General features: G+C 37.7%; 14 protein-coding genes and 1 pseudogene. 1 reads left to right on the plus strand and 14 read right to left on the minus strand.

The window, feature by feature from the left end:
• Positions 1–17 precede the first annotated feature (17 nt).
• From CFK40_RS15270 to CFK40_RS15320, 10 genes and pseudogenes are all read right to left on the minus strand, one after another.
• Positions 18–1,611: pseudogene (locus tag CFK40_RS15270) on the minus strand (IS3 family transposase).
• Positions 1,612–2,053: 442 nt separating this feature from the next.
• On the minus strand, positions 2,054–5,134 hold the full coding sequence (ebgA, locus tag CFK40_RS15280) for a beta-galactosidase subunit alpha (protein ID WP_089533282.1): 3,081 nt from the start codon (positions 5,132–5,134) through the stop codon (positions 2,054–2,056).
• A gap of 82 nt (positions 5,135–5,216) precedes the next feature.
• Entirely contained in the window at positions 5,217–5,423 is a 207-nt protein-coding gene (locus tag CFK40_RS15285) for a sulfatase-like hydrolase/transferase (RefSeq protein WP_152640141.1), read from the minus strand.
• A gap of 87 nt (positions 5,424–5,510) precedes the next feature.
• Entirely contained in the window at positions 5,511–7,211 is a 1,701-nt protein-coding gene (locus tag CFK40_RS15290; RefSeq protein ID WP_089533283.1) for an amylo-alpha-1,6-glucosidase, read from the minus strand.
• A gap of 33 nt (positions 7,212–7,244) precedes the next feature.
• On the minus strand, positions 7,245–8,069 hold the full coding sequence (locus tag CFK40_RS15295; RefSeq protein WP_089533284.1) for a carbohydrate ABC transporter permease: 825 nt from the start codon (positions 8,067–8,069) through the stop codon (positions 7,245–7,247).
• Positions 8,066–9,019 (minus strand): carbohydrate ABC transporter permease, encoded by a 954-nt coding sequence (locus tag CFK40_RS15300; protein WP_089533285.1) that lies wholly within the window; start codon positions 9,017–9,019, stop codon positions 8,066–8,068. The genes CFK40_RS15295 and CFK40_RS15300 overlap by 4 nt, the downstream gene beginning before the upstream one ends.
• Positions 9,020–9,135: 116 nt before the next feature.
• A complete protein-coding gene (locus tag CFK40_RS15305; RefSeq protein WP_089533286.1) occupies positions 9,136–10,560 on the minus strand; it encodes an ABC transporter substrate-binding protein in 1,425 nt (474 codons plus the stop codon).
• Between the two features lie 26 nt (positions 10,561–10,586).
• Positions 10,587–12,164, minus strand: coding sequence for an aminomethyl-transferring glycine dehydrogenase subunit GcvPB (gene gcvPB, locus CFK40_RS15310; protein WP_089533287.1), 1,578 nt, complete (start codon positions 12,162–12,164; stop codon positions 10,587–10,589).
• A gap of 33 nt (positions 12,165–12,197) precedes the next feature.
• A complete protein-coding gene (gene gcvPA / locus CFK40_RS15315) occupies positions 12,198–13,592 on the minus strand; it encodes an aminomethyl-transferring glycine dehydrogenase subunit GcvPA (protein WP_089533288.1) in 1,395 nt (464 codons plus the stop codon).
• 22 nt (positions 13,593–13,614) lie between these two features.
• Positions 13,615–14,394: an SDR family NAD(P)-dependent oxidoreductase gene (locus tag CFK40_RS15320; protein WP_089533289.1), complete on the minus strand. Its 780-nt coding sequence runs from the start codon at positions 14,392–14,394 to the stop codon at positions 13,615–13,617.
• A 327-nt stretch (positions 14,395–14,721) separates the two neighbouring features.
• Between CFK40_RS15320 and CFK40_RS15325 the strand changes: the two genes are divergently transcribed.
• On the plus strand, positions 14,722–15,927 hold the full coding sequence (locus CFK40_RS15325) for an ROK family transcriptional regulator (protein ID WP_089534414.1): 1,206 nt from the start codon (positions 14,722–14,724) through the stop codon (positions 15,925–15,927).
• Here CFK40_RS15325 and CFK40_RS15330 read toward each other — a convergent pair.
• From CFK40_RS15330 to CFK40_RS15345, 4 genes are all read right to left on the minus strand, one after another.
• Positions 15,922–16,305, minus strand: a complete 384-nt coding sequence (locus CFK40_RS15330) for a hypothetical protein (RefSeq protein ID WP_089533290.1) — start codon at positions 16,303–16,305, stop codon at positions 15,922–15,924. The two genes, CFK40_RS15325 and CFK40_RS15330, sit on opposite strands and share 6 nt — an antisense overlap.
• Before the next feature lie 241 nt (positions 16,306–16,546).
• Complete coding sequence (locus CFK40_RS15335; protein ID WP_089533291.1) at positions 16,547–17,068, minus strand: DinB family protein; 522 nt, start codon at positions 17,066–17,068, stop codon at positions 16,547–16,549.
• Between the two features lie 142 nt (positions 17,069–17,210).
• A complete protein-coding gene (locus CFK40_RS15340) occupies positions 17,211–17,945 on the minus strand; it encodes a MerR family transcriptional regulator (RefSeq protein ID WP_089533292.1) in 735 nt (244 codons plus the stop codon).
• 13 nt (positions 17,946–17,958) lie between these two features.
• Entirely contained in the window at positions 17,959–18,819 is an 861-nt protein-coding gene (locus CFK40_RS15345; RefSeq protein ID WP_161493883.1) for an Hsp33 family molecular chaperone HslO, read from the minus strand.
• Positions 18,820–18,919: the final 100 nt, after the last annotated feature.

Consider the following 18,919-nt stretch of genomic DNA (forward strand, 5'->3'; position numbering starts at 1 on the left):
GAAATAATAAAAATACTTTAAGCGGCTTGAACCCTGTATTCCAATGGGCTTAAGCCGTTTAATCTTTCTTGGTAACGGTCGTTATTGTAAAACTGGATATAATCATCTATTGCTTGTTGTAAAACTGGATATAATCATCTATTGCTTGTTGTAACGCTTCAAATGTTTCATACTTATGTAGGTAATATTTTTCACACTTCAATGTTCCCCAAAACGATTCCATTGGTCCATTATCTATACATTTTCCTACACGTGACATGCTATGAATCATTTTTACTTTTTCTATTCTTCTCTTAAACCCATGGGACGTATATTGATAACCTCGATCACTATGAATCAATGGATGTTCATTCTCTTTTAATAGAGTGATAGCTTGATCCAATGTTTGAAATACTAATTTATTATTGTTTGAATGTCCCAATTCATAACTAATAATGGAGCCATCGTAAAGATCTAAAATGGCGCTTAAATACGTTTTCCTTCCGTTTCCTAATTTGAACTCCGTGACATCTGTTACCCATTTTTCATTTGGCTTGCTTGCAGTAAATTCACGATTGAGTCGATTTTCAGCGACATATTGCGCAGATGAGGGAACATAGCGCTTTCTTTTCCGACGAATCACGGACTTTAATCCAGCGATGTTCATTAAGCGATAAATGCGTTTGTGATTAAACCTTTTATGATATATCCTATCGATATTTAATTTCATTCTTCGGTATCCATAAATGCCTCCTACTCGTGCATAAATAGCCTGGATATCCTGAAGAATTGCTTCATTCTCTAATTCTCTATTTGTTGGCGTACGCTGTAGCCATTTATAATAAGCAGCACGAGATACACTGGCAAATTCACATAATAGGATTACTGGCAGATTTTCATTCGCATGTAAATCTTGAATCGCTTTATATTTATTTTGTAGACGAACGCTAGTTAACGACCCCTCCTTTCGAGTTCCTCTAACTTTTTTAAAAAAATATTTTCTGCACGCAATCGTTCATTTTCTCTCTCTAAACGTTTCATTTCCAGCTTAAACTTTTCTTCAGCTGTTAATTCATATTCCTTTTTCTTTCGACCCCGTTTATCTTGTAGTGCTTCTTCACCATTTGCTTCAAACTTCTTGACCCATTGATATACCTGTTGGTAAGAAACTTCATAGCTTTCAGCTGCGAGTTGATAGTTTTTCTGGTGTTGTAGACAGTAATTCACAATTTGAATTCGTTCTTCTAATGTTGTTTTTCTCCTATTTGTCATAGAGTTTGTCATTCCTTTACCGGTATCATTTAATTCTCTATGACTATTATACTTTTTAATCCATTTTCTCAAAACTGCAGTACTTGATATATTGTATTTTTGGATAACCTCGCTTAACGAATTGTGTCCTAATAGATAATCATTTACGGCTGCTAACTTTAACTCTTTTGAATAACTCTTCCAAGAAATGGCTTCTTCTAGGCCGTCTTCACCATTCACTTCATACCTTCTCTTCCAATCTCTAATCGTCCCAGGATTAACAAAAAATTTAGCACTAATGTCAGCTATTGAATGATGACCATCTTTATAAAGAGCTAAAATAGCCATTTTTTCAGCTTTAGAATATTTCATTCGAGCCATAAAAAATACTCCCCTTAGATAAACAGATTTTTATTTTTTATCTGTCTACCTAATGGGGAGCATACCAGTAATCAAAATGGATTCTTATCTTGCAGATTTAAGTTCAGGTTTTGATAATTCTCTATCTATGTTGCTCATACAGATAGATAAAGGTTTGACGTTATCTCCCCTTCCCCCCTTGTCTGCACCGCATGTACAATTTTCATTGCGTACGACGCGCTAACTAATCCAATTCATTCTATTCTATATATTTAAATGAAGTCTCTTTTGTTCCAATCCTTGATTGATTGAAGGTTACATTGTCTACGAAGTTCGTTAATCATTCCTTTTTGTTTATGGTTCAGGTGTAATGCTTGAAGTGTAGCTTTAATTTTAAGTTTATCTTTTAAATGGACAAGCCGGTGAATAGGTTCATATAGTGGTAACTCTCTCCCTCCAAATGTCATTTTTCCGTAATTTCTTCTTTTGCCTTTGACACATCTCTAATTTCTTTTGTAGAATACACTGACAGTTTTAATTTCAATTGAAATGGTTCGATTTTGCAGCGGTATTTTTCAAGCTGATTTTGACCGCATGAATTGGATCCTAATCCATTTTGTTTATGATCCAAGTGCAGAACGATATAGTTCCTTTTCTTTAAGTCAATCGTATGTTTTGCTTTTTCTAAATCTTGTACTTCAAAATAACTTGCGCTAAAATTAAATGTACTTTCTGTCGCTGTAGCAATTAGTCCTAACCCATGGTGGTTCAATAGTCTTACCCAGTGTATGTCTGTACGATTTCCATTTTCTTGTGGATGCACATAATTAGTAAACAATCCATCAACTGTATTCTGGTATATACCGAATAAATTCGCTTGTTTTGAATCAATGTATGATTCCCCAGGACCCCTTCCGTACCAACGGACATGATTACATTCCTTATTCACTTGCATTTCCATCCCGATACGCGGAATCATTTCCGGTGTATTTTCCAACACGCCACCCGGTGTACCCGCCACACTGAATAAGATATCTCCATTCGCATAAATAACATACTCATATTGACATTCATAATACCACTCCGCATTAGTAGTACCGTTAACGGTTTCAACTGTTACAGTAACGTTATTTTCTTCTATTTTATAGGATACATTTTCTACCATTTCATGCCAAATGTGCATGAAATATTTTTCTTTATAGTCTTTGAGTAGATACATGTCATTATCAATTGGCGCTCGCCAAAACTGTAGTTTAGGCCCGTGCTCCACAATTTGTACACCGCTTTTCTTCCATGATGTCATTTGCCCGTTAATTTTATCAAAACGGACCTCAACGTCATTCCCAGTAATCAACAGGCGATGAGTGGATTCCTGAACATGTAATTCTCCTGTTGGTAAAAAAGGAAGTATCGGGGTTTGAATAGGCAGTTTAAACTGTGCAGTCGCAAGTTCATGACCACATTTCACCCATAACAAGTCAACATTTGTTACATAGAAAATTGTCAAATAATAATCTGTTCCTGCTTCTTTCAGAAATCCCAAATCATAATCAAGCACAATTTCCTTGTAAGTTCTTGCCGGAACGTCAGTTAGTTCTACGCTCCCCGTTTGCAACGACTCTCCATCTTTTACTATTGCATAATGCAAGGTAAGGTGATTCAGATTGATAAAATCATATTTATTTTCAATCAGCAATTTGCCACTTTCCAAATCCACTACTTTCGTGTGTACTGGCTCGATAACTTTTTTGTATTCTTTTAAGGCAGGAGAAGGCGTGCGATCCGGCATAAGAAGCCCATCTATACAGAAATTTCCATTTGTTGGATCGTCCCCAAAATCTCCACCGTAACGATAATATACATTACCATTTTCATCTGTTGTTTGTATGCCATGGTCGAACCATTCCCAAATGAACCCGCCTTGTAAATGTTCAAATTGGTACACCAATTCTTGATATTCTTTTAAACCACCTGGACCATTTCCCATAGCATGGCCATACTCGCAATGAACATGTGGTTTGCTTGTTGTTTCAGCAATGGTTTGCAGTGTTTTTCGGTTTTTATCCGGATGCTCTAACCAAGTATACATTGTTGAATATACATCGGCCACTTCTGCCTTGGTGTCACCTTCATAATGCACAAGCCTACTTGGATCCATATCTTTGCAAACATTAGCCATTTTACGAAAATTATGGCCGAAACTAGACTCATTACCTAGCGACCACATAATGATAGATGGATGGTTTTTATCCCTTTGTACCATGCGAACCAAACGGTCTATGTGCACTTTTTCCCATTTTGGATCATCAGCAATCCAGCTGTAATTATTCGTCAATTCAAATCCATGACATTCAATGTCTGCTTCATCAATGACATACATGCCATATTGGTCGCAAAGTTCATATAAATACGGTGCATTTGGGTAATGCGATGTACGGATCGCGTTGATATTATGCTGTTTCATTAAACGGATATCGTTTAACATATCTTCTTTGGATACGACTCTTCCTGTTGCCGGATTAAAGTCATGGCGATTCACACCTTTTAATTTGATCGCAACACCATTAACTGTAAACGTACGACCTTTTATCTCTACTTGACGAAAACCTACTTGTTGCCGAATAACCTCTATTAGATCTTCACTCGAATGTATGTACAATAACAATGTATAAATTTCTGGCGCTTCGGCACTCCAAAGTTTTGGTTGGTTAATAGTTTCTATTATTTCAAAGCTTTCATTGAGCTGCTTCTCCCCACTTGTAATAGTTTTTTGATAGTTATCCAGCAATTCATACGCTACGGTTAAGCCATCGCTTGTCCCACGCATTTTTCCCGTTATCTTCATCTCAGCTTTTGTATAATGGTCTAGTAGAACAGTGTCTATCTTGAAATCTTCCAATCCATTTTTGGGCTGGGTAAACAATTCAACATCTCTGAAAATGCCACTCAGCCACCACATGTCCTGATCTTCAAGATAAGTCCCATCAGACCACTGGTACACTCTAACGGTGATGTCATTTTTCCCCGGCTTCACATACGAAGACACATCAAATTCACTTGTCACCCTCGCTGCTTTGCTATAGCCGACTTCCTTTCCGTTCAGCCAGATATGGAAGGCAGAATCTACGCCGTGGAAGCGAAGTATCACGTCTTCTTTTAGCCAATCTTCTTCGACTTGGAATGTGCGCTTATAAATTCCAGTCGGGTTGTCTGAAGGTACATAAGGTGGACGTATCGGAAAATTGTACCACAAATCGGAATAATGCATGTTCCCATAACCCTGCATTTGCCAGTTGCACGGGACTGGGGTTAGGTCCCACTCACTATCATCAAAATCAGTTTTTTCAAATCCGCTGGGCGAATACTCCGGTGCCGGTAGAAACAAAAAGTTCCACATGCCATTCAAGCTTTTAAAATGGTGTGTATACGCTGGGTCACCAGTAATTGCCGCCTGCCGTGTCGGGAATGAGTGAAAAAAGGCTCTCGGATTCCTTCTATTTATATCCGTGATTCGGATGTCTTCCCATACTTTATAATCTCGCATAATATTTACTCCCTTCTCTAGCAATTGGTTTTTAGTACTATACAATTTTCATTATTTTAACTCATTAACAATTGTAAATGGATTAAATAAGATAAAATGGAATGCTGGTTTGTCTGATATCCCGTAGTATTTTCACTCCGTTCTTATGACTATAGTTACCGGTTAATATGTTAGCCCTACTTGGGGTACAGATTGCATTTGTACAAAAGCAGTTATCAAACATCATTCCATTTTCTGCAATACGCTCCAAATTAGGTATTTTATTAATTTTACTACCATAGCAACCCATTGCGTGAGGGCATGGTTATCACCAATTATAAATATAATATTTGGTTTTCCAATTTAATTTTCAATAGACATTTATACGCCCCTCGTATTAAATTTTCTCACCGCTGTACTCACTGCCCAAAATCAGAAACACACTTGACGTCCATGTAAACGCGCGATCCCTTAATCCTTCACCTGTGACTGCATTGAAGTTCTCTGCCATGCCATTTTTTTCAGCCATATCACAATATTTCAAGGCCAATTCTCGCGCAAATGCCTTTTCACCAGCAGCAACCAATCCGTCCACCAACAACATCGTCGTAGGTGCCCATATCGGACCTCGCCAGTAGCCGTCATCCAAATAGTATGGACTTCTTGTACTTTCCGTTGCTAATCCGTGTTCTGTTAAAAATCTCCCTTTTTCCTTAAGCCCATCTATAAGTTTTTTTCTAACATCTTCAGGCAACCTGTCTCCAAGCACGATTGGCATGAATAATAGTAAACTATCACCAGTATCGATTTCTTCTCCTGAATACTTTGCCACAAAACGTTCACCATTCCAAAAATATGCGATCATTTTTTCCAACCAGTCTTCAGCCGCTTCCTTCCAATTCTGTTTTTCCTCTTGTAAGTCCAATTCTTGGGCAATGTAACCCAAAGTTTGCATTTGTAGAATTAAAAACGCACACAAATCCGGACTCTCAACAGGAATCCCCTTATGAAAGACGGTACTATTATCCCAACCACTGTCATTACCATGTTGATATTCTGGAAATCCATGATAACTCTTTCGATGATTGATATACCACCTTGTCCACTTTGACAGTGGTACATATATTTCATTTAGCTTTTCCCTTGAAAATTGATCAGTGTGCTTTAGCATCCAGGATAATGCCCAGCCATGAATCGGGGGTTTACTGCAATTCCAATAAGCGAACTGATCATTCATATAATCTGGGAGCATGCCGTTTTCATCTTGGACGTCGAAAAAGATCATCAACTGATCCCATGCCAAATCCGGATTATTTTTTGTTAGAGCCATCGCATTAAAACAATGATCCCAGCTCCATATATTTGTCATCCAATTTTTTGACATATACATAGCTGGTCTCGTCAACATTCCTTCTTGTTTTACTACAGAAGACCACGTGATATAGGCGGCAAGCTTTCTTCCATTATTATACTCTTCTGGAACCTGCAAAGTGTTCTTATGCCATTTTGAAAATCTAGTATGCACACGTTTGTGCTCTTCTTCAAAAGATAGTGAGGTATCGTGTGGTGGGTAGACCGTCAAAAATTCCTCAATGGTACCCTCTATCGAATTGCTATTGGGATCTGGCATAAAATCAGCAACTACGTGTGTGCAACCGTTGACTACCCAAGGAGCGTCCACTTCTAGGCCCCCTTTCAATGGAGTCAACATAAACCGAATCTTTTTGGAAAAAGCATTGATTTGCCAGCTTTTTTCTCGATACCAAAATCCATTATCATAGGCTTTTGTCACCAATGATAACCTTAGTCCAACATTTTTTCCGAAAATTCTCAAACAATCATTCTCAGGAAAGATCAATTTGACAAAGCCTCTCTCTGTCTCAAGTGTGAGACAGGAAGGGTCAAGCTTTGAGGTAAAGGATATTATTTCACCGTTTTCGATCACGTCCAATTTGAATACTGCGCCATTGTGATCATCCCCCCCTCTAATATTACGCAGATAAATTCCTTCTTCCATTTCCCTGTTACCAGGCAGATATGAAATACTAAGGTAAGAACCATAACAGCTAAACGGAATTTGTTTGATATTGAAACTCAATGAACATCTCTCCTTTAAACACTTCTGATTACCCTATTTCACGGAACCGGAAATCCCTTCAATGAAGTACCTTTGCATAATTATAAAGATAAGTATAACTGGTAATAATGAAATAGACGCGCCTGCTGCCATACCAGTCCAGTCCGTTTGGTACTTACCAACGAATGATAGCATTCCAACTGCTAATGTCCTTAATTCGGGATTATTAAGGGTTAATACAAGGGGAATTAAGAATGAGCTCCACGTCCAAATAAACTGCATGATAACTGCTGTTGCAACCACTGGTTTTGCCGATGGTAAAATGACTCTGAAAAACGTTCCTAAAAAGCCACTTCCATCAATAGTGGCAGCCTCCTCGATTTCCTTGGGAACTCGGCTAAAGAAAGCTGCAAATAATAAAATAAATAAAACATGCGCACCACTAGATTCAGCGAGCACTACCCCAAATATTGTGTTTGATAACCCTAAAAATTTCATCAACTCGTAGAGTGGAATAATTGTATATCCAGTAGGTATAAACATCAAAGCCCCTGTAATTACGATAATCGTTTTTCTACCTGGGAAATCTACTCTACCCAGCGCATAACCTGTTAGGCAACTTAATAAAACAACAATTATGACAGTTCCTAATGTAATGATGACGGAATTCAGAAAGTAACTCGAAAAGTTTGCGACATTCCAAGCCCTAGCATAATTTTCCCAATGCAATTCTTCAGGAATTGGGTTTGAACCAGATGTTAAAAAGGAGGCATTAGTTTTAAATGAAGAAGATACCATCCAAATAAACGGGTATATCCATATTAAGCCAAATATGATTAGAAATACATGTGTCAATCCCATTGTTAATTTTGAATTCATAACTTCTTTCCCCCTGTACTTATCGCATCTTTATTTTTATGTTTGTTCACTTTCATAACAATCCATCCAAGCATTAAACTGATAATAAATACTGCCACACCCAAAATAACACCTACTGTTGAGGCGTAGCCAACTTGTGACGGTCCTTCTGAAGCAAAAGCAAATCTATAAATATATAATTCAAGCGTTTCAGTTGAAAAGAAAGGACCACCATCTGTTAATGTCTTTACTAAGTCGAATACACGCATACTACTGACAGTTGTAAGCAGTAGGATGGTAGCACCAATGGGAGCAAGTAACGGTAAAGTTATATGTCTTAAAACCTGCCAACTACTTGCACCATCTATTTTCGCAGCTTCATATAACTCCTTAGGAATCATTTGTAGGCCAGTTAACCAATAAATCATAATGATCCCAATCTCTTTCCACGACCCAACGATAATAAGAACAATCATCGCTGTTACTGGGTTGGTCAACCAAGGTACTGCCTGATCAATAACACCAATCATTTGAAGAACATCGTTAATTAGGCCTGTATTTCCGAAAATATTTTTCATAATGATACCAACGATGGCCGTTGTTGTTACTACCGGAAGAAAATATACTGTTCGATATACTACCCTTCCCTTTAATTTAGGATTATTAAGTATTAGGGCGAATAATAAAGCAATTGATACTGATATGGTCACAAATCCTGCGGTATAAATAAATGTATTTTTAAAAGCATTCCAAAACTTTTCCTCTGAAAATACCTTCAAATAGTTATCAAACCCAACAAAATCAGTCATTGGTCCGATGCCTGACCAATCATAAAGCGAGTAAACATAACTCATTATAATTGGATAAAGGGATAGACCTAAAAACACAATGAGTTGTGGCAAAATAAATGCATATGCCCATATGTAACGCTTTTTTGTCTGCTTATTAACTTTAAGTTTGGTTTTGCTCATCGTAAAACCCACCACCTATACATTTCTTATGAAATAAAAGATAAGCTATCTCTAAGATCTGTGTACAATTTTTTCTATTTACAAATTAATTAGATGATAGCTTATCCAATTAAATCCTATTTTAATTCTTTGTAATCTTCTTCTGTATATGGCTCATACGGTACCCAGTTGGGAAACTTGAAATCTTCTCTTGTTACTTCTTCATGACCTTTAATAGCGTCTGTGAATGCTTTATTATAGCCATCTTCGTATTTTTGTAGTTCATCTTGTAAATCATTCACTTGTCCTGTTAAATATCCCATCAAAATCGAACCTGGAGCAGCATCGGGAGCATTCTTTTGCAATTCCAATTTAACTTCCTGTGTCTTAGGGTTAACAACAATTGGATTTGGAACCCTAATTGACATGTCTAAAAAGATGTCTGATATTTTATTCATCTCTTTAAATGGTAAGTCTACATCAAAATCTGCTACATCTTTGGCGATCAACGGCTCTCCATCCTTTAAAATCTCTTGATAGATATTCTCGCGAAGGAATTCCATAAAAGTTTTTACTTCTTCCCAGTGTTCCGTATTCTTTGCTACATACAACCCATCATTACTTACTAAGCCGAATTTTGCGTACTGCTTCCCATCCGAGTTTTTAGTCGGTAACGGAACAACTCCCCAATCATTAAAACCATCTTCATGCAGTAATTGTCCTGTCCAGTTACCATCAATCAGGAAAGCTGCTTGACCAGCAACGAATAATTCTCTCGCTACTGTAGAGTCTGTTTCCAATGTAGATGGGGATAATGCTTTATTGTCCAGCAGGTCTTTCATGTATTTCATTGTTTCGATATAACCTTCAGTCGCATACTTATAATCTCCATTTTTGTAATCATAACCACTCTCAGGAGACAGCTCACTTGCAAACAATTTTGTTATAGCATTTACCAACCAATCAGACTGTCCACCATATATCAATCCATATGAAGCACCGTCGGACTTTTTATAGATCTTTTGACCAACTTTATTTAGCTCGCCCCATGTGCGTGGAACTTTATCGATTCCCAAGTCCTCTAAAACCTTCTTATTATAGAACATATAGTATGTTCCACCTTTATAAACCGGGAACAAGTAAGTATGACCATTCAATGAAGCATTTCCTTCATCAAATACCCCTTCTGTATATTCAGCACGAACATCTTTAGGGAATAAATCATCTAGCTCATGGACCAAATCAAGGTCAACCAATTCGTTGATAGTGAATGCATCTGTGCTAAAAATGTCTGGTAAACTTTTATCTGAAATTGCTGCCTGATATTCTGCTTCACTCGATTCCACATTCAAATTGTTAAGTTCTATTTTTATGTCAGGATGTTCCTTTTCAAATGCTTCTATCAGCTTTGGAAAATAGCTTCTTCCAGCAGCAACGTTATTCCACAACTCCAATACTGTTTTGCCTGAGTCATCTGCACTATTAGAAGCTTCACTTTGACAACCCATAAGGGTGAAGAAAATCATTAGGGAAAAACAAACAATTAAAATGAACTTTTTCATCACTATTGCCCCTTTTATATTGTATTTTAAAAGCTTGTTACCTTTGTTTTACCTGTCTTTTTCAAATAGACTCTCCAGGATATCGCCCACTTTTCCGGATTGTCCAAGTAATCCCTTTCATCCATCTTATGAATAACACTGTTGTACGGAGCGTTTTTAACTTTTTCTGGTTCTTCGTAGGCTTCTTTCGATATTTGTGTTAATGCTGCAACATATTCATCAAGATCTTCTTTTGAATAGGATTCTGTTGGTTCAAGCGTAAATGGTTGCGGTACAATGTAAGGATGATGGCTGGTCCAATAATGGAGACCAAAGTCTGGCATCCTTCGTTGTACATCTTCTGTCGTAACACCAGTATCCTCAGTCATTTTCTCCCAGCTGTAGCGAACCTGTTCAAATCTATTACCAATCACATAAGGAGCTGAGGCCCCCTTGATTTTTAGGATTTTATGATAGAGATAATTACTATTTAAAACAGCGGTTTGAGCTACTTGTTTCAACCCTTCTGGTCCTAAACTACGTATCCATGAATAGGCTCTTATCATTGTCTGCGGTACACCATGGAATGACCTAACTTTACCGACACTATTTTTCATGTCATCTTCTAAGAAGTATGTATCCCCGTTGTAAGCAACGATCGGTGCTGGCAAAAATTCCTTTAGCTCTTCCACAACGCCCAAAGCTCCAGTTGCTGGTCCTCCACACATATGCGGGGCAGCAAAGGTCTTATGCAGATTAAAGAAACACATATCAAAACCGGCTTCTTTTGCTCTTGTTATACCCAATAAGCCGTTTGCGTTCGCCTGGTCGTAGTAACAGATTCCACCGGCCTCATGAACAACATCTGTAAATTCTTTTATCTGTGGGTTAAAAATCCCCGTATCTTCCGGGTTGGCAACAACAAAACCTGCCGTCCGCTCGGATACCACATTTTTCAGGTCTTCTAATTTAGGAAAACCATCCTCATCAGGTTGAAGTGTTATAATTTTGTAACCTTTAACAATCGCAGTTGCTGTCTGACCGGGATGTGAGAACATTGTTGTTATAATTTCATCCCTTTGTTCCGCCTCACCATTTGAATCATGTATTGCCCGAACAATGGAAGCCATTGTAAATAATGCTTGCGTTCCACCACTTGGTTGAAAAGAGAAATAATCCATCCCTGAAATTTCCCTCATTGCCAAATCTAATTGATAAATTAGACCCAATACTCCCTGAACTGTACTTTCATCCTGAAGTGGATGCAGTTCAGTCAATTTAGGGTTGCGAATTAGAAATTCATTGATTTTTGGAATGTACTTCATCGTACACGTTCCTTGTCCAATTTCTATATTTATATCCGAACCCAGTGTTTGTTGTGATAGACGTAGATAATGTCGCAACACTCTTGCTTGCGAAACTTCCGGTAGGTTTGGCGATTTCTTCCTTGCCATTTTTGAAGGAATCTTTGATACTCCATCCCCAACTTTCGATACAATCCCCTCCTCTGCCTCTGGAATCATCACACCTCTTTCCCCTGATTGATGTAGTTCGAATATAATCGGTTCATCCCATTTTGCTTGATGAAAATTTCGTACTTTGTAGTCCCTATTAATCGGTTTCATATACTCCCCACCCCTTATTATGTTATTTGTCAATTATTCAACGACATCCTGTATTGCTTTCACTAATTTGTCAATATCATTTTTTGAATGAACTTCCGTAACACAATACAATGCACTTTGGCCGAGCTCAGGAAATGATTCAGATAAATCCATTCCTGCGAAAATCCCCTCTTTAAGAAGATGTTGATGAATTTCTTCTACTGATTTTCCAGTTCCGTTAAAATCAATCACAAATTCCTTGAAGTTTAACGAGTTAAAACGTGAAGATGTAACCCCTTTCAATTTTGACAATTGCTCTTGCGCATATTGAGAGTTTTGCAAGATTGTCTGACCCAATTCATACATCCCATTTGGACCCAAGAGAGACAAATATACCCCAGCAGTAATTCCCCATAAAGCCGTCTGAGTACCTACCGATTCTTTGCCGTTTAACCTGTCATAAAGTGATGTTCTTTCAAAAGTAATATCACCAAAACCATATTCTCCCTCTACTTCTGTTGGAACAATCCCGAACAACCGTGAAGGATATTCTTGAACGTACTTTTCTTCATCCCGTGTTGCTATAAATCCTGCCTGTCCTCCTCCGTAGTTCATATGCATACCCAGGGGCTGTAAATCACCGCAAACAATATCTGCCCCGTATTGACTTGGCGTCTCTATTACCCCTAATGAACTCGGATCAACACCGACAATACTTAGAGCACCTAATTCGTGGCAAAGTTTTGAAATCTCATCACCTTTTTCTTCAATAAAACCAAGAAATGAAGGATTTTCAAAGTAGACTGCCGCTGTATTTGTGGAGACTTTTCCCTTTAAATCCTTCATATCTAGTTGTCCTGATGATGATTCATAATCCACTACTTCACATACTATATCTGGGGAACAATAATTTTTTATAATTCGTAATTTATCAGGATCAATTGTTCTAGGTAATAGAACTTCATTACGCCCGGTAATACGACAAGCCATTCGTAATGAGGTTGAAGCTGCTTGGGCCCAATCAAATGTTGGTACATTTACCACTTCCATATCAACCAATTCTGCAACTAAACTTTGGTATTCAAAAAGCGCCTGAATCCTTCCATGATCCTCATACGGTTCTCCTGCATATGCGGTTAAAAATTCGGATCTTTGATTGACTTCATCGCATACAGCGGGTACGAAATGTTGCCAACATCCAGCCCCCATAAAATTGGTGTTTTCATCGCAGTTCTTATTTAAATTAAGTGATGATTCAATTTCCTTTCGCAGTTTAAATTCTGTTAATGATGAAGGGATATTCATTTTATCTTTAAGAATTAAACTTTCGGGAATCCCTTCATAAAGTTCATCAATATTTTCTAATCCTATCTCTTCAAGCATTTCCTTTTGTACCTCTGGAACTGTATTTGGGATATAAGGATGCGACACATTTTCTTCTCTTGCCATGACAATACTCCTCCTTTAATTATTATGCTAGGCCTCCACCATCAACGGGTAAAACAGTTCCCGTAATCCAGGAAGATAGACCACTCGATAAAAATAAAACGGCATTTGCAATATCATTAGGGGTTCCTAACCTCTCCAATGGCCGACCTTTAGCTGATGAAGTTAAAAACGACTTTTCGTCCAGATTCAGTTGTCGTGCTTCATCTTTTAATAGTGCCGTTTCGGTATCTCCTGGACAAACACAGTTAACCCTAATATTTTGTACCCCATGGTCGATTGCCATTGCACGAGTCAAGTTGACAACTCCAGCTTTAGCCGCGCAATAAGCAGCTGCATTATCTCCGCCCTTCAAGCCCCATCCTGAACCTGTGTTAATGATACTTCCGCCACCGCCTTTTTCCATAACGGGTATGACATATTTTGATAACAGGTAAACCCCTTTTAAGGATACGTTAACTACTTGATCCCAATCCTCTTCCTCAAGCTCGACCACATTCCGTCTACGAATAACTCCGGCATTATTAAAGAGAACATCAATTCGGCCAAATTCCGATTCAATTTCGGATGTTACCCTTTTACAGTCTTCTGAGGAAGTAACATTACATTTTTTAAAGCTTGCCTTCCCACCTTTCTCAACGATATTGGCGGCCATTTTTTTCCCTAATTCATTGATATCCAACATCAAAACGTGTGATCCAAATTCGGCCAACCGTTCTGCAGTAGCCAAACCAATACCTGATGACGCCCCTGTAATAACGGATACTTTATCTTTTAAATCGAAAACCTCTTGATTATTTGTCATTTTTTATCTCCCTTCCTATGTTTACTATCAGTGTTACGCAATTAGTTAATTAACTTAATTAATGTATTAGCTAATACTTTAATGTAATCTGAAAACAATGTCAACACAAAATTTGAAATTGTTTTAATTTTAATTTTAATTTATTGTAATATCCTTATTTAATTAAGATTAGAAACCGTTCCAACTCACCAGCTTGCAAAAAATGTTTTCTTAAAATTTACAATTTACCTTTAAATAAGATATGCTATATTTAGTTAAATTAATTAATTTGTTACTTAGAGGTGGATAAAATTGTTAAAACATGTTGTTACTGGAAGTTTTCAATTAATGAAATCACTAAATCGTTCCGCAATCTTGAATAAAGTTCGGGAAGATGGACCGATTTCAAGAGCAAAAATCGCCAAACAAACGAAACTCACTCCTCCTACTGTGAGCAAAATTGTCAAGGAATTATTACAATCTGAAATAATTATTGAAAAAAACCAAGGGGAATCTCTCCGGGGGCGAAAACCAACTATGTTGGTAATTAATGCTAGCAACTTCCACATAATTGGCCTTGACATTGGTCCAAAAAAGCTTCATGTAGTGCTAGCAGATTTGGATGCGAACCTCGTTGAAAAGTACCAAACAATAATCCCTCAAAAAATTACTAATGATGGATTGCTCACACTAATGAAGGAAAGCATTAATCATGTTATTTCCAAGAGGCATATTGATAAAAAAAAGCTAATTGGGATTGGTGTCGGAATGCATGGAGTGGTAGATGTCGAAAAAGGTGTCTCGCTATTTGCTCCTATACTGCAACTAAGAAATATTCCAATCAAAAAATTCCTTGAAAAAGAATTTGAACTGATTGTAAAGGTTGAAAACGATGCCCGTGCGATGGCTCTCGGGGAAGCTTGGTTTGGGTATGGAAGTGGAGTAAATTCGATTATTGCTATTAACGTAGGTCGTGGCGTAAATGCTGGAATCATTATTAATGGAGAATTGTATCATGGTGAACATTTTATTGGTGGTGAAATTGGACATATGACGATAGATATTGATGGGCCAAGGTGTAGTTGCGGTAATTACGGATGCTTACAGAGCTTTGCAACAGGGCCAGCTATTGCTACTAGGGCTAAGCATGAAATCGCAACAGGGAGGGTTAGTATCCTTAGCCAGTGGGTGGATAATGATCTTGAACTTATAGACGGAAAAATGATTCATGAGGCCGCTAAAAAAGGAGATTCACTAAGTATTGAGATTTTATCGCAAGCAGGAAGGTATTTAGGAATCGGATTAACCAATTTAATCCATACTTTAAACCCAAGTAGAATAATCATCGGGGGAGGTGTTTCCAAGGCAGAAGATTTTATAATGGACAGTGTGAAACAAACCATTCACGAACGTGTATTAGAGCAATCTGCAAAACAAACGGAAATTTTACTATCAAAATTGGGTGACTATGTAACCGCAATCGGTGCTGTTTCTCTCCTCCTTGTAGAGGTTTTTCCACCAGACCAACAAAGCAGAACATCCATAGTTCTATAGACCTTTATTTTTATCCCAATCTTGATTGATGATTTGAAAATAAGCACCGGGCAGAAGGTGGCCTTTAGGAAGAGGAGGATGTGCATAGTACGCCCCTGATATCGTTCCCTGCCACACCGTAAGGACTGGGCGCCCATAGTAGGATTGTACTTTAAAATCTCTATTTTGTGTGCATGAATCAGACGGCCTGAACCAGACTGGGTTACCCGCCTGATCCATAATCAGTGAGCCTGCCTGCCCAATCATAGGTGTCTCGTACAACTCATATGGCGCAACGAATATGAGACCGGGAGCTGTTCCAGGTTTATTCACATTTACGGTAGTCTTCATGGGATGCAGGTCAGTTACGTCTGGAATGAATTCATAAAAATAATCCAAAACTCATCTCCTCATAAAAAACTGTGACCCATTTATTAATCATCCTACTTAATTTACATGAAAGGGTTACATATTTAACTTATGGAAAGGAAATTGATTTGGTTATAAAGATTATCTGGAAAGATGAAAATCAAACAAGTTACTCACGTCTTACATTATTGAGTTGCCTTGATTTTATTTCAAAGCCATAATCAGGTTTTTTATGGAATATAACCACGAAATAAGGAATGACGCTCGCCTTTTAAGCTTTGTATTCACTCACTTTCAGTTCCACGCCCTTTTCTTTCAAAAAACTATCAATTTGTTGCCTATGATGATTGTCATGCCAGATAAACGCAGCTATATAGCTAAAAACAGAATGCGGGTAGCCTGAATACTCATCCACTTCTTCACCATTCAGTGAAAATGCAGCAAAAAGTTCTTCTTCATTCTTTTTCTTTAAATCTGATACAAGCTGCGTTCTTTCTTCCAGTTGTTTACGAAGCAGGTGTTGATGTGAGACACCTGACAATGCATAACTTGCTGCTTGGTTATTAAGCGTCTCGATATCAATACTTTCGATGGCAGCATTTGCTTTCATTTGCGGTAACATTTCTTCACGTATGTAGTTGTCCCAAAATGATATATGACTGACAATCTCAGCAATAGACCATTTCCCTTCAGCAATCGGCTCAAAGAATAGAGTTACTTCCACTTTTTCTATCGAATTCACAAAGAGATTAAACTTTTCAAAGTCGTTAATTAGATCTTCTGTCGTGTACATTATTATTCCCCCATCCGTCTATTATCGTTTATCTGTATGCGCATATAGTGTATTATAACAGATTTGGACTTTTAAGAATATTTTTATATATAACACCACAAACCCACGTATCATACTGGATACGTGGGTTTTTTATAATCATCTAACTTTCCTTAACCTTCAACGCTCTACCAATATACTGATAAATTTCTGCATCCATTCCATATTGTAAATCATTCCCTGGATTCTCCATATGGAATTTCTCTGCTGCTTTCTGGAGGTTTGGTTCATTCGCTGTGAAGGCGTTTGCTAGTTCACTCCATTGTCGGGCCAAATCCTGAACGTTACTATCCGTTGTAGGAGTTCCTTTTTGCATGTGGATACGTAGCTTTTCCAAAATTGCATTAAAATCCTGTTCCCGTTTTTTTAAAGTTTCAGCATCTATTTTTCCATACTCGTTTTTCATTTTATCTAACTGCTCTTTCGTAAAATAATTTTCCTGATTCATCTTCATCACCCCTAATAAGTTAGTTAAATCTTCACCAGACAAGGACCCTTTGTTTTGACATAGACTCCATACACTTTCTAACTCTTTCAACAGAATTTGCTGCTTAGAAATGTCTTCTTTCATACGAGTTATTTGAATTTCCAATACTTCCGGAAGACTGTAACTAGCGCTCCCGTTCAGAACAGCATGTATATCCTCCAACGATAACCCAAGTTGTTTTAATGAGAGAATTTGCTGCAGCTTCGAGAGATCTGGCTTGTTATAAAGTCGATGTCCCGATTCAGAATGATCTGATGGAGAAAATAATTTAATTTGATCATAATACCGTAACGTTCGAATCGTTAAACCTGTTAGTTCAGCCAGCTCTCCTACCTTCCAGTACTTATCCATATCATCCCTCCTTTCATAGTATCGATTTAATCTCATCAGGCTGAAACAAGTACGTTCTCCCACATATATGACAGCATGTATCCATCGACCTATCATCATCAACGGCCTCCATTAAATCTTCCCTATCTAATGAAAGCAGTAGCCCATAGAACATTTCCTTGGAACAACCGCATGAGAATTGAACCTGACTTTGACCTATGATTTCAATATCGCTGAAATAGTTCCGTAATTCATTTTGGGTTTCTTGAATGTCCATGTTTGTTTGCTTCTGAAAAAAACTTGAGTTTGTATCAAGTATCTCCCTAATATCATGCAGTAAATGGACTGGTGCACCTGGTAGCAATTGAGCATACATGGCATAGCTACCCAAGACAGTGTTTTCATTATTTAATGCCAGATTTGTTTCAATAAATGTTTCCACTTGCTCACTTTGCTTAAAATAATGGGATAAATCATCATCAATGGTCTGGTAAGGCATATCTGTAATTCCCGTGAATTGATTCATATTCGAACCCTTAATCATACGGATAGAAGCATTTTTGCCAATAAGGTCCTGTACGGAAGCACTCTTTTCATCTATACCGTGCATAAGACTTTCATTTGCATAGCCCCGTACATTTCCATGTGCATCTATATCGGCAAAAATTTTATACGCCGGATTACTCATCGAAACCGTAACACTGATTCTCTGCTCTCCTTTTATTGTTGCAGTCAGCAGACTAACACCGGATATCAGCTTACCGAGTGCAACATTCAGCACCCGATGATTACCCTGATTTAAATGGATAATCTCATTCATCATCGCTGTATTGTCCAACAAAAACAAACGCACTTGTTTATCATAAACCAACGTTTTTATGATTGTATCTTTCATGTGAAGCATCCTTCCCATACGTAATGTAACTCCATTGATTACACTATAAATCATTACCTTACGTAAGGTGCAAGTAAAATATAAAATTTATTTACTGCGG

It is taken from the genome of Virgibacillus necropolis, assembly GCF_002224365.1.
Taxonomy (GTDB): domain Bacteria; phylum Bacillota; class Bacilli; order Bacillales; family Amphibacillaceae; genus Virgibacillus_F; species Virgibacillus_F necropolis.

What these genes read in the sequence shown, in the direction of transcription:
- ebgA (WP_089533282.1), bottom strand. Translation starts at nt 5,134, where the DNA reads ATGCGAGATTATAAAGTATGGGAAGACATCCGAATCACGGATATAAAT.
- CFK40_RS15285 (WP_152640141.1), bottom strand. Translation starts at nt 5,423, where the DNA reads ATGGGTTGCTATGGTAGTAAAATTAATAAAATACCTAATTTGGAGCGT.
- CFK40_RS15295 (WP_089533284.1), bottom strand. Translation starts at nt 8,069, where the DNA reads ATGAATTCAAAATTAACAATGGGATTGACACATGTATTTCTAATCATA.
- CFK40_RS15300 (WP_089533285.1), bottom strand. Translation starts at nt 9,019, where the DNA reads ATGAGCAAAACCAAACTTAAAGTTAATAAGCAGACAAAAAAGCGTTAC.
- CFK40_RS15305 (WP_089533286.1), bottom strand. Translation starts at nt 10,560, where the DNA reads ATGAAAAAGTTCATTTTAATTGTTTGTTTTTCCCTAATGATTTTCTTC.
- gcvPB (WP_089533287.1), bottom strand. Translation starts at nt 12,164, where the DNA reads ATGAAACCGATTAATAGGGACTACAAAGTACGAAATTTTCATCAAGCA.
- gcvPA (WP_089533288.1), bottom strand. Translation starts at nt 13,592, where the DNA reads ATGGCAAGAGAAGAAAATGTGTCGCATCCTTATATCCCAAATACAGTT.
- CFK40_RS15320 (WP_089533289.1), bottom strand. Translation starts at nt 14,394, where the DNA reads ATGACAAATAATCAAGAGGTTTTCGATTTAAAAGATAAAGTATCCGTT.
- CFK40_RS15325 (WP_089534414.1), top strand. Translation starts at nt 14,722, where the DNA reads ATGAAATCACTAAATCGTTCCGCAATCTTGAATAAAGTTCGGGAAGAT.
- CFK40_RS15335 (WP_089533291.1), bottom strand. Translation starts at nt 17,068, where the DNA reads ATGTACACGACAGAAGATCTAATTAACGACTTTGAAAAGTTTAATCTC.
- CFK40_RS15340 (WP_089533292.1), bottom strand. Translation starts at nt 17,945, where the DNA reads ATGGATAAGTACTGGAAGGTAGGAGAGCTGGCTGAACTAACAGGTTTA.
- CFK40_RS15345 (WP_161493883.1), bottom strand. Translation starts at nt 18,819, where the DNA reads ATGAAAGATACAATCATAAAAACGTTGGTTTATGATAAACAAGTGCGT.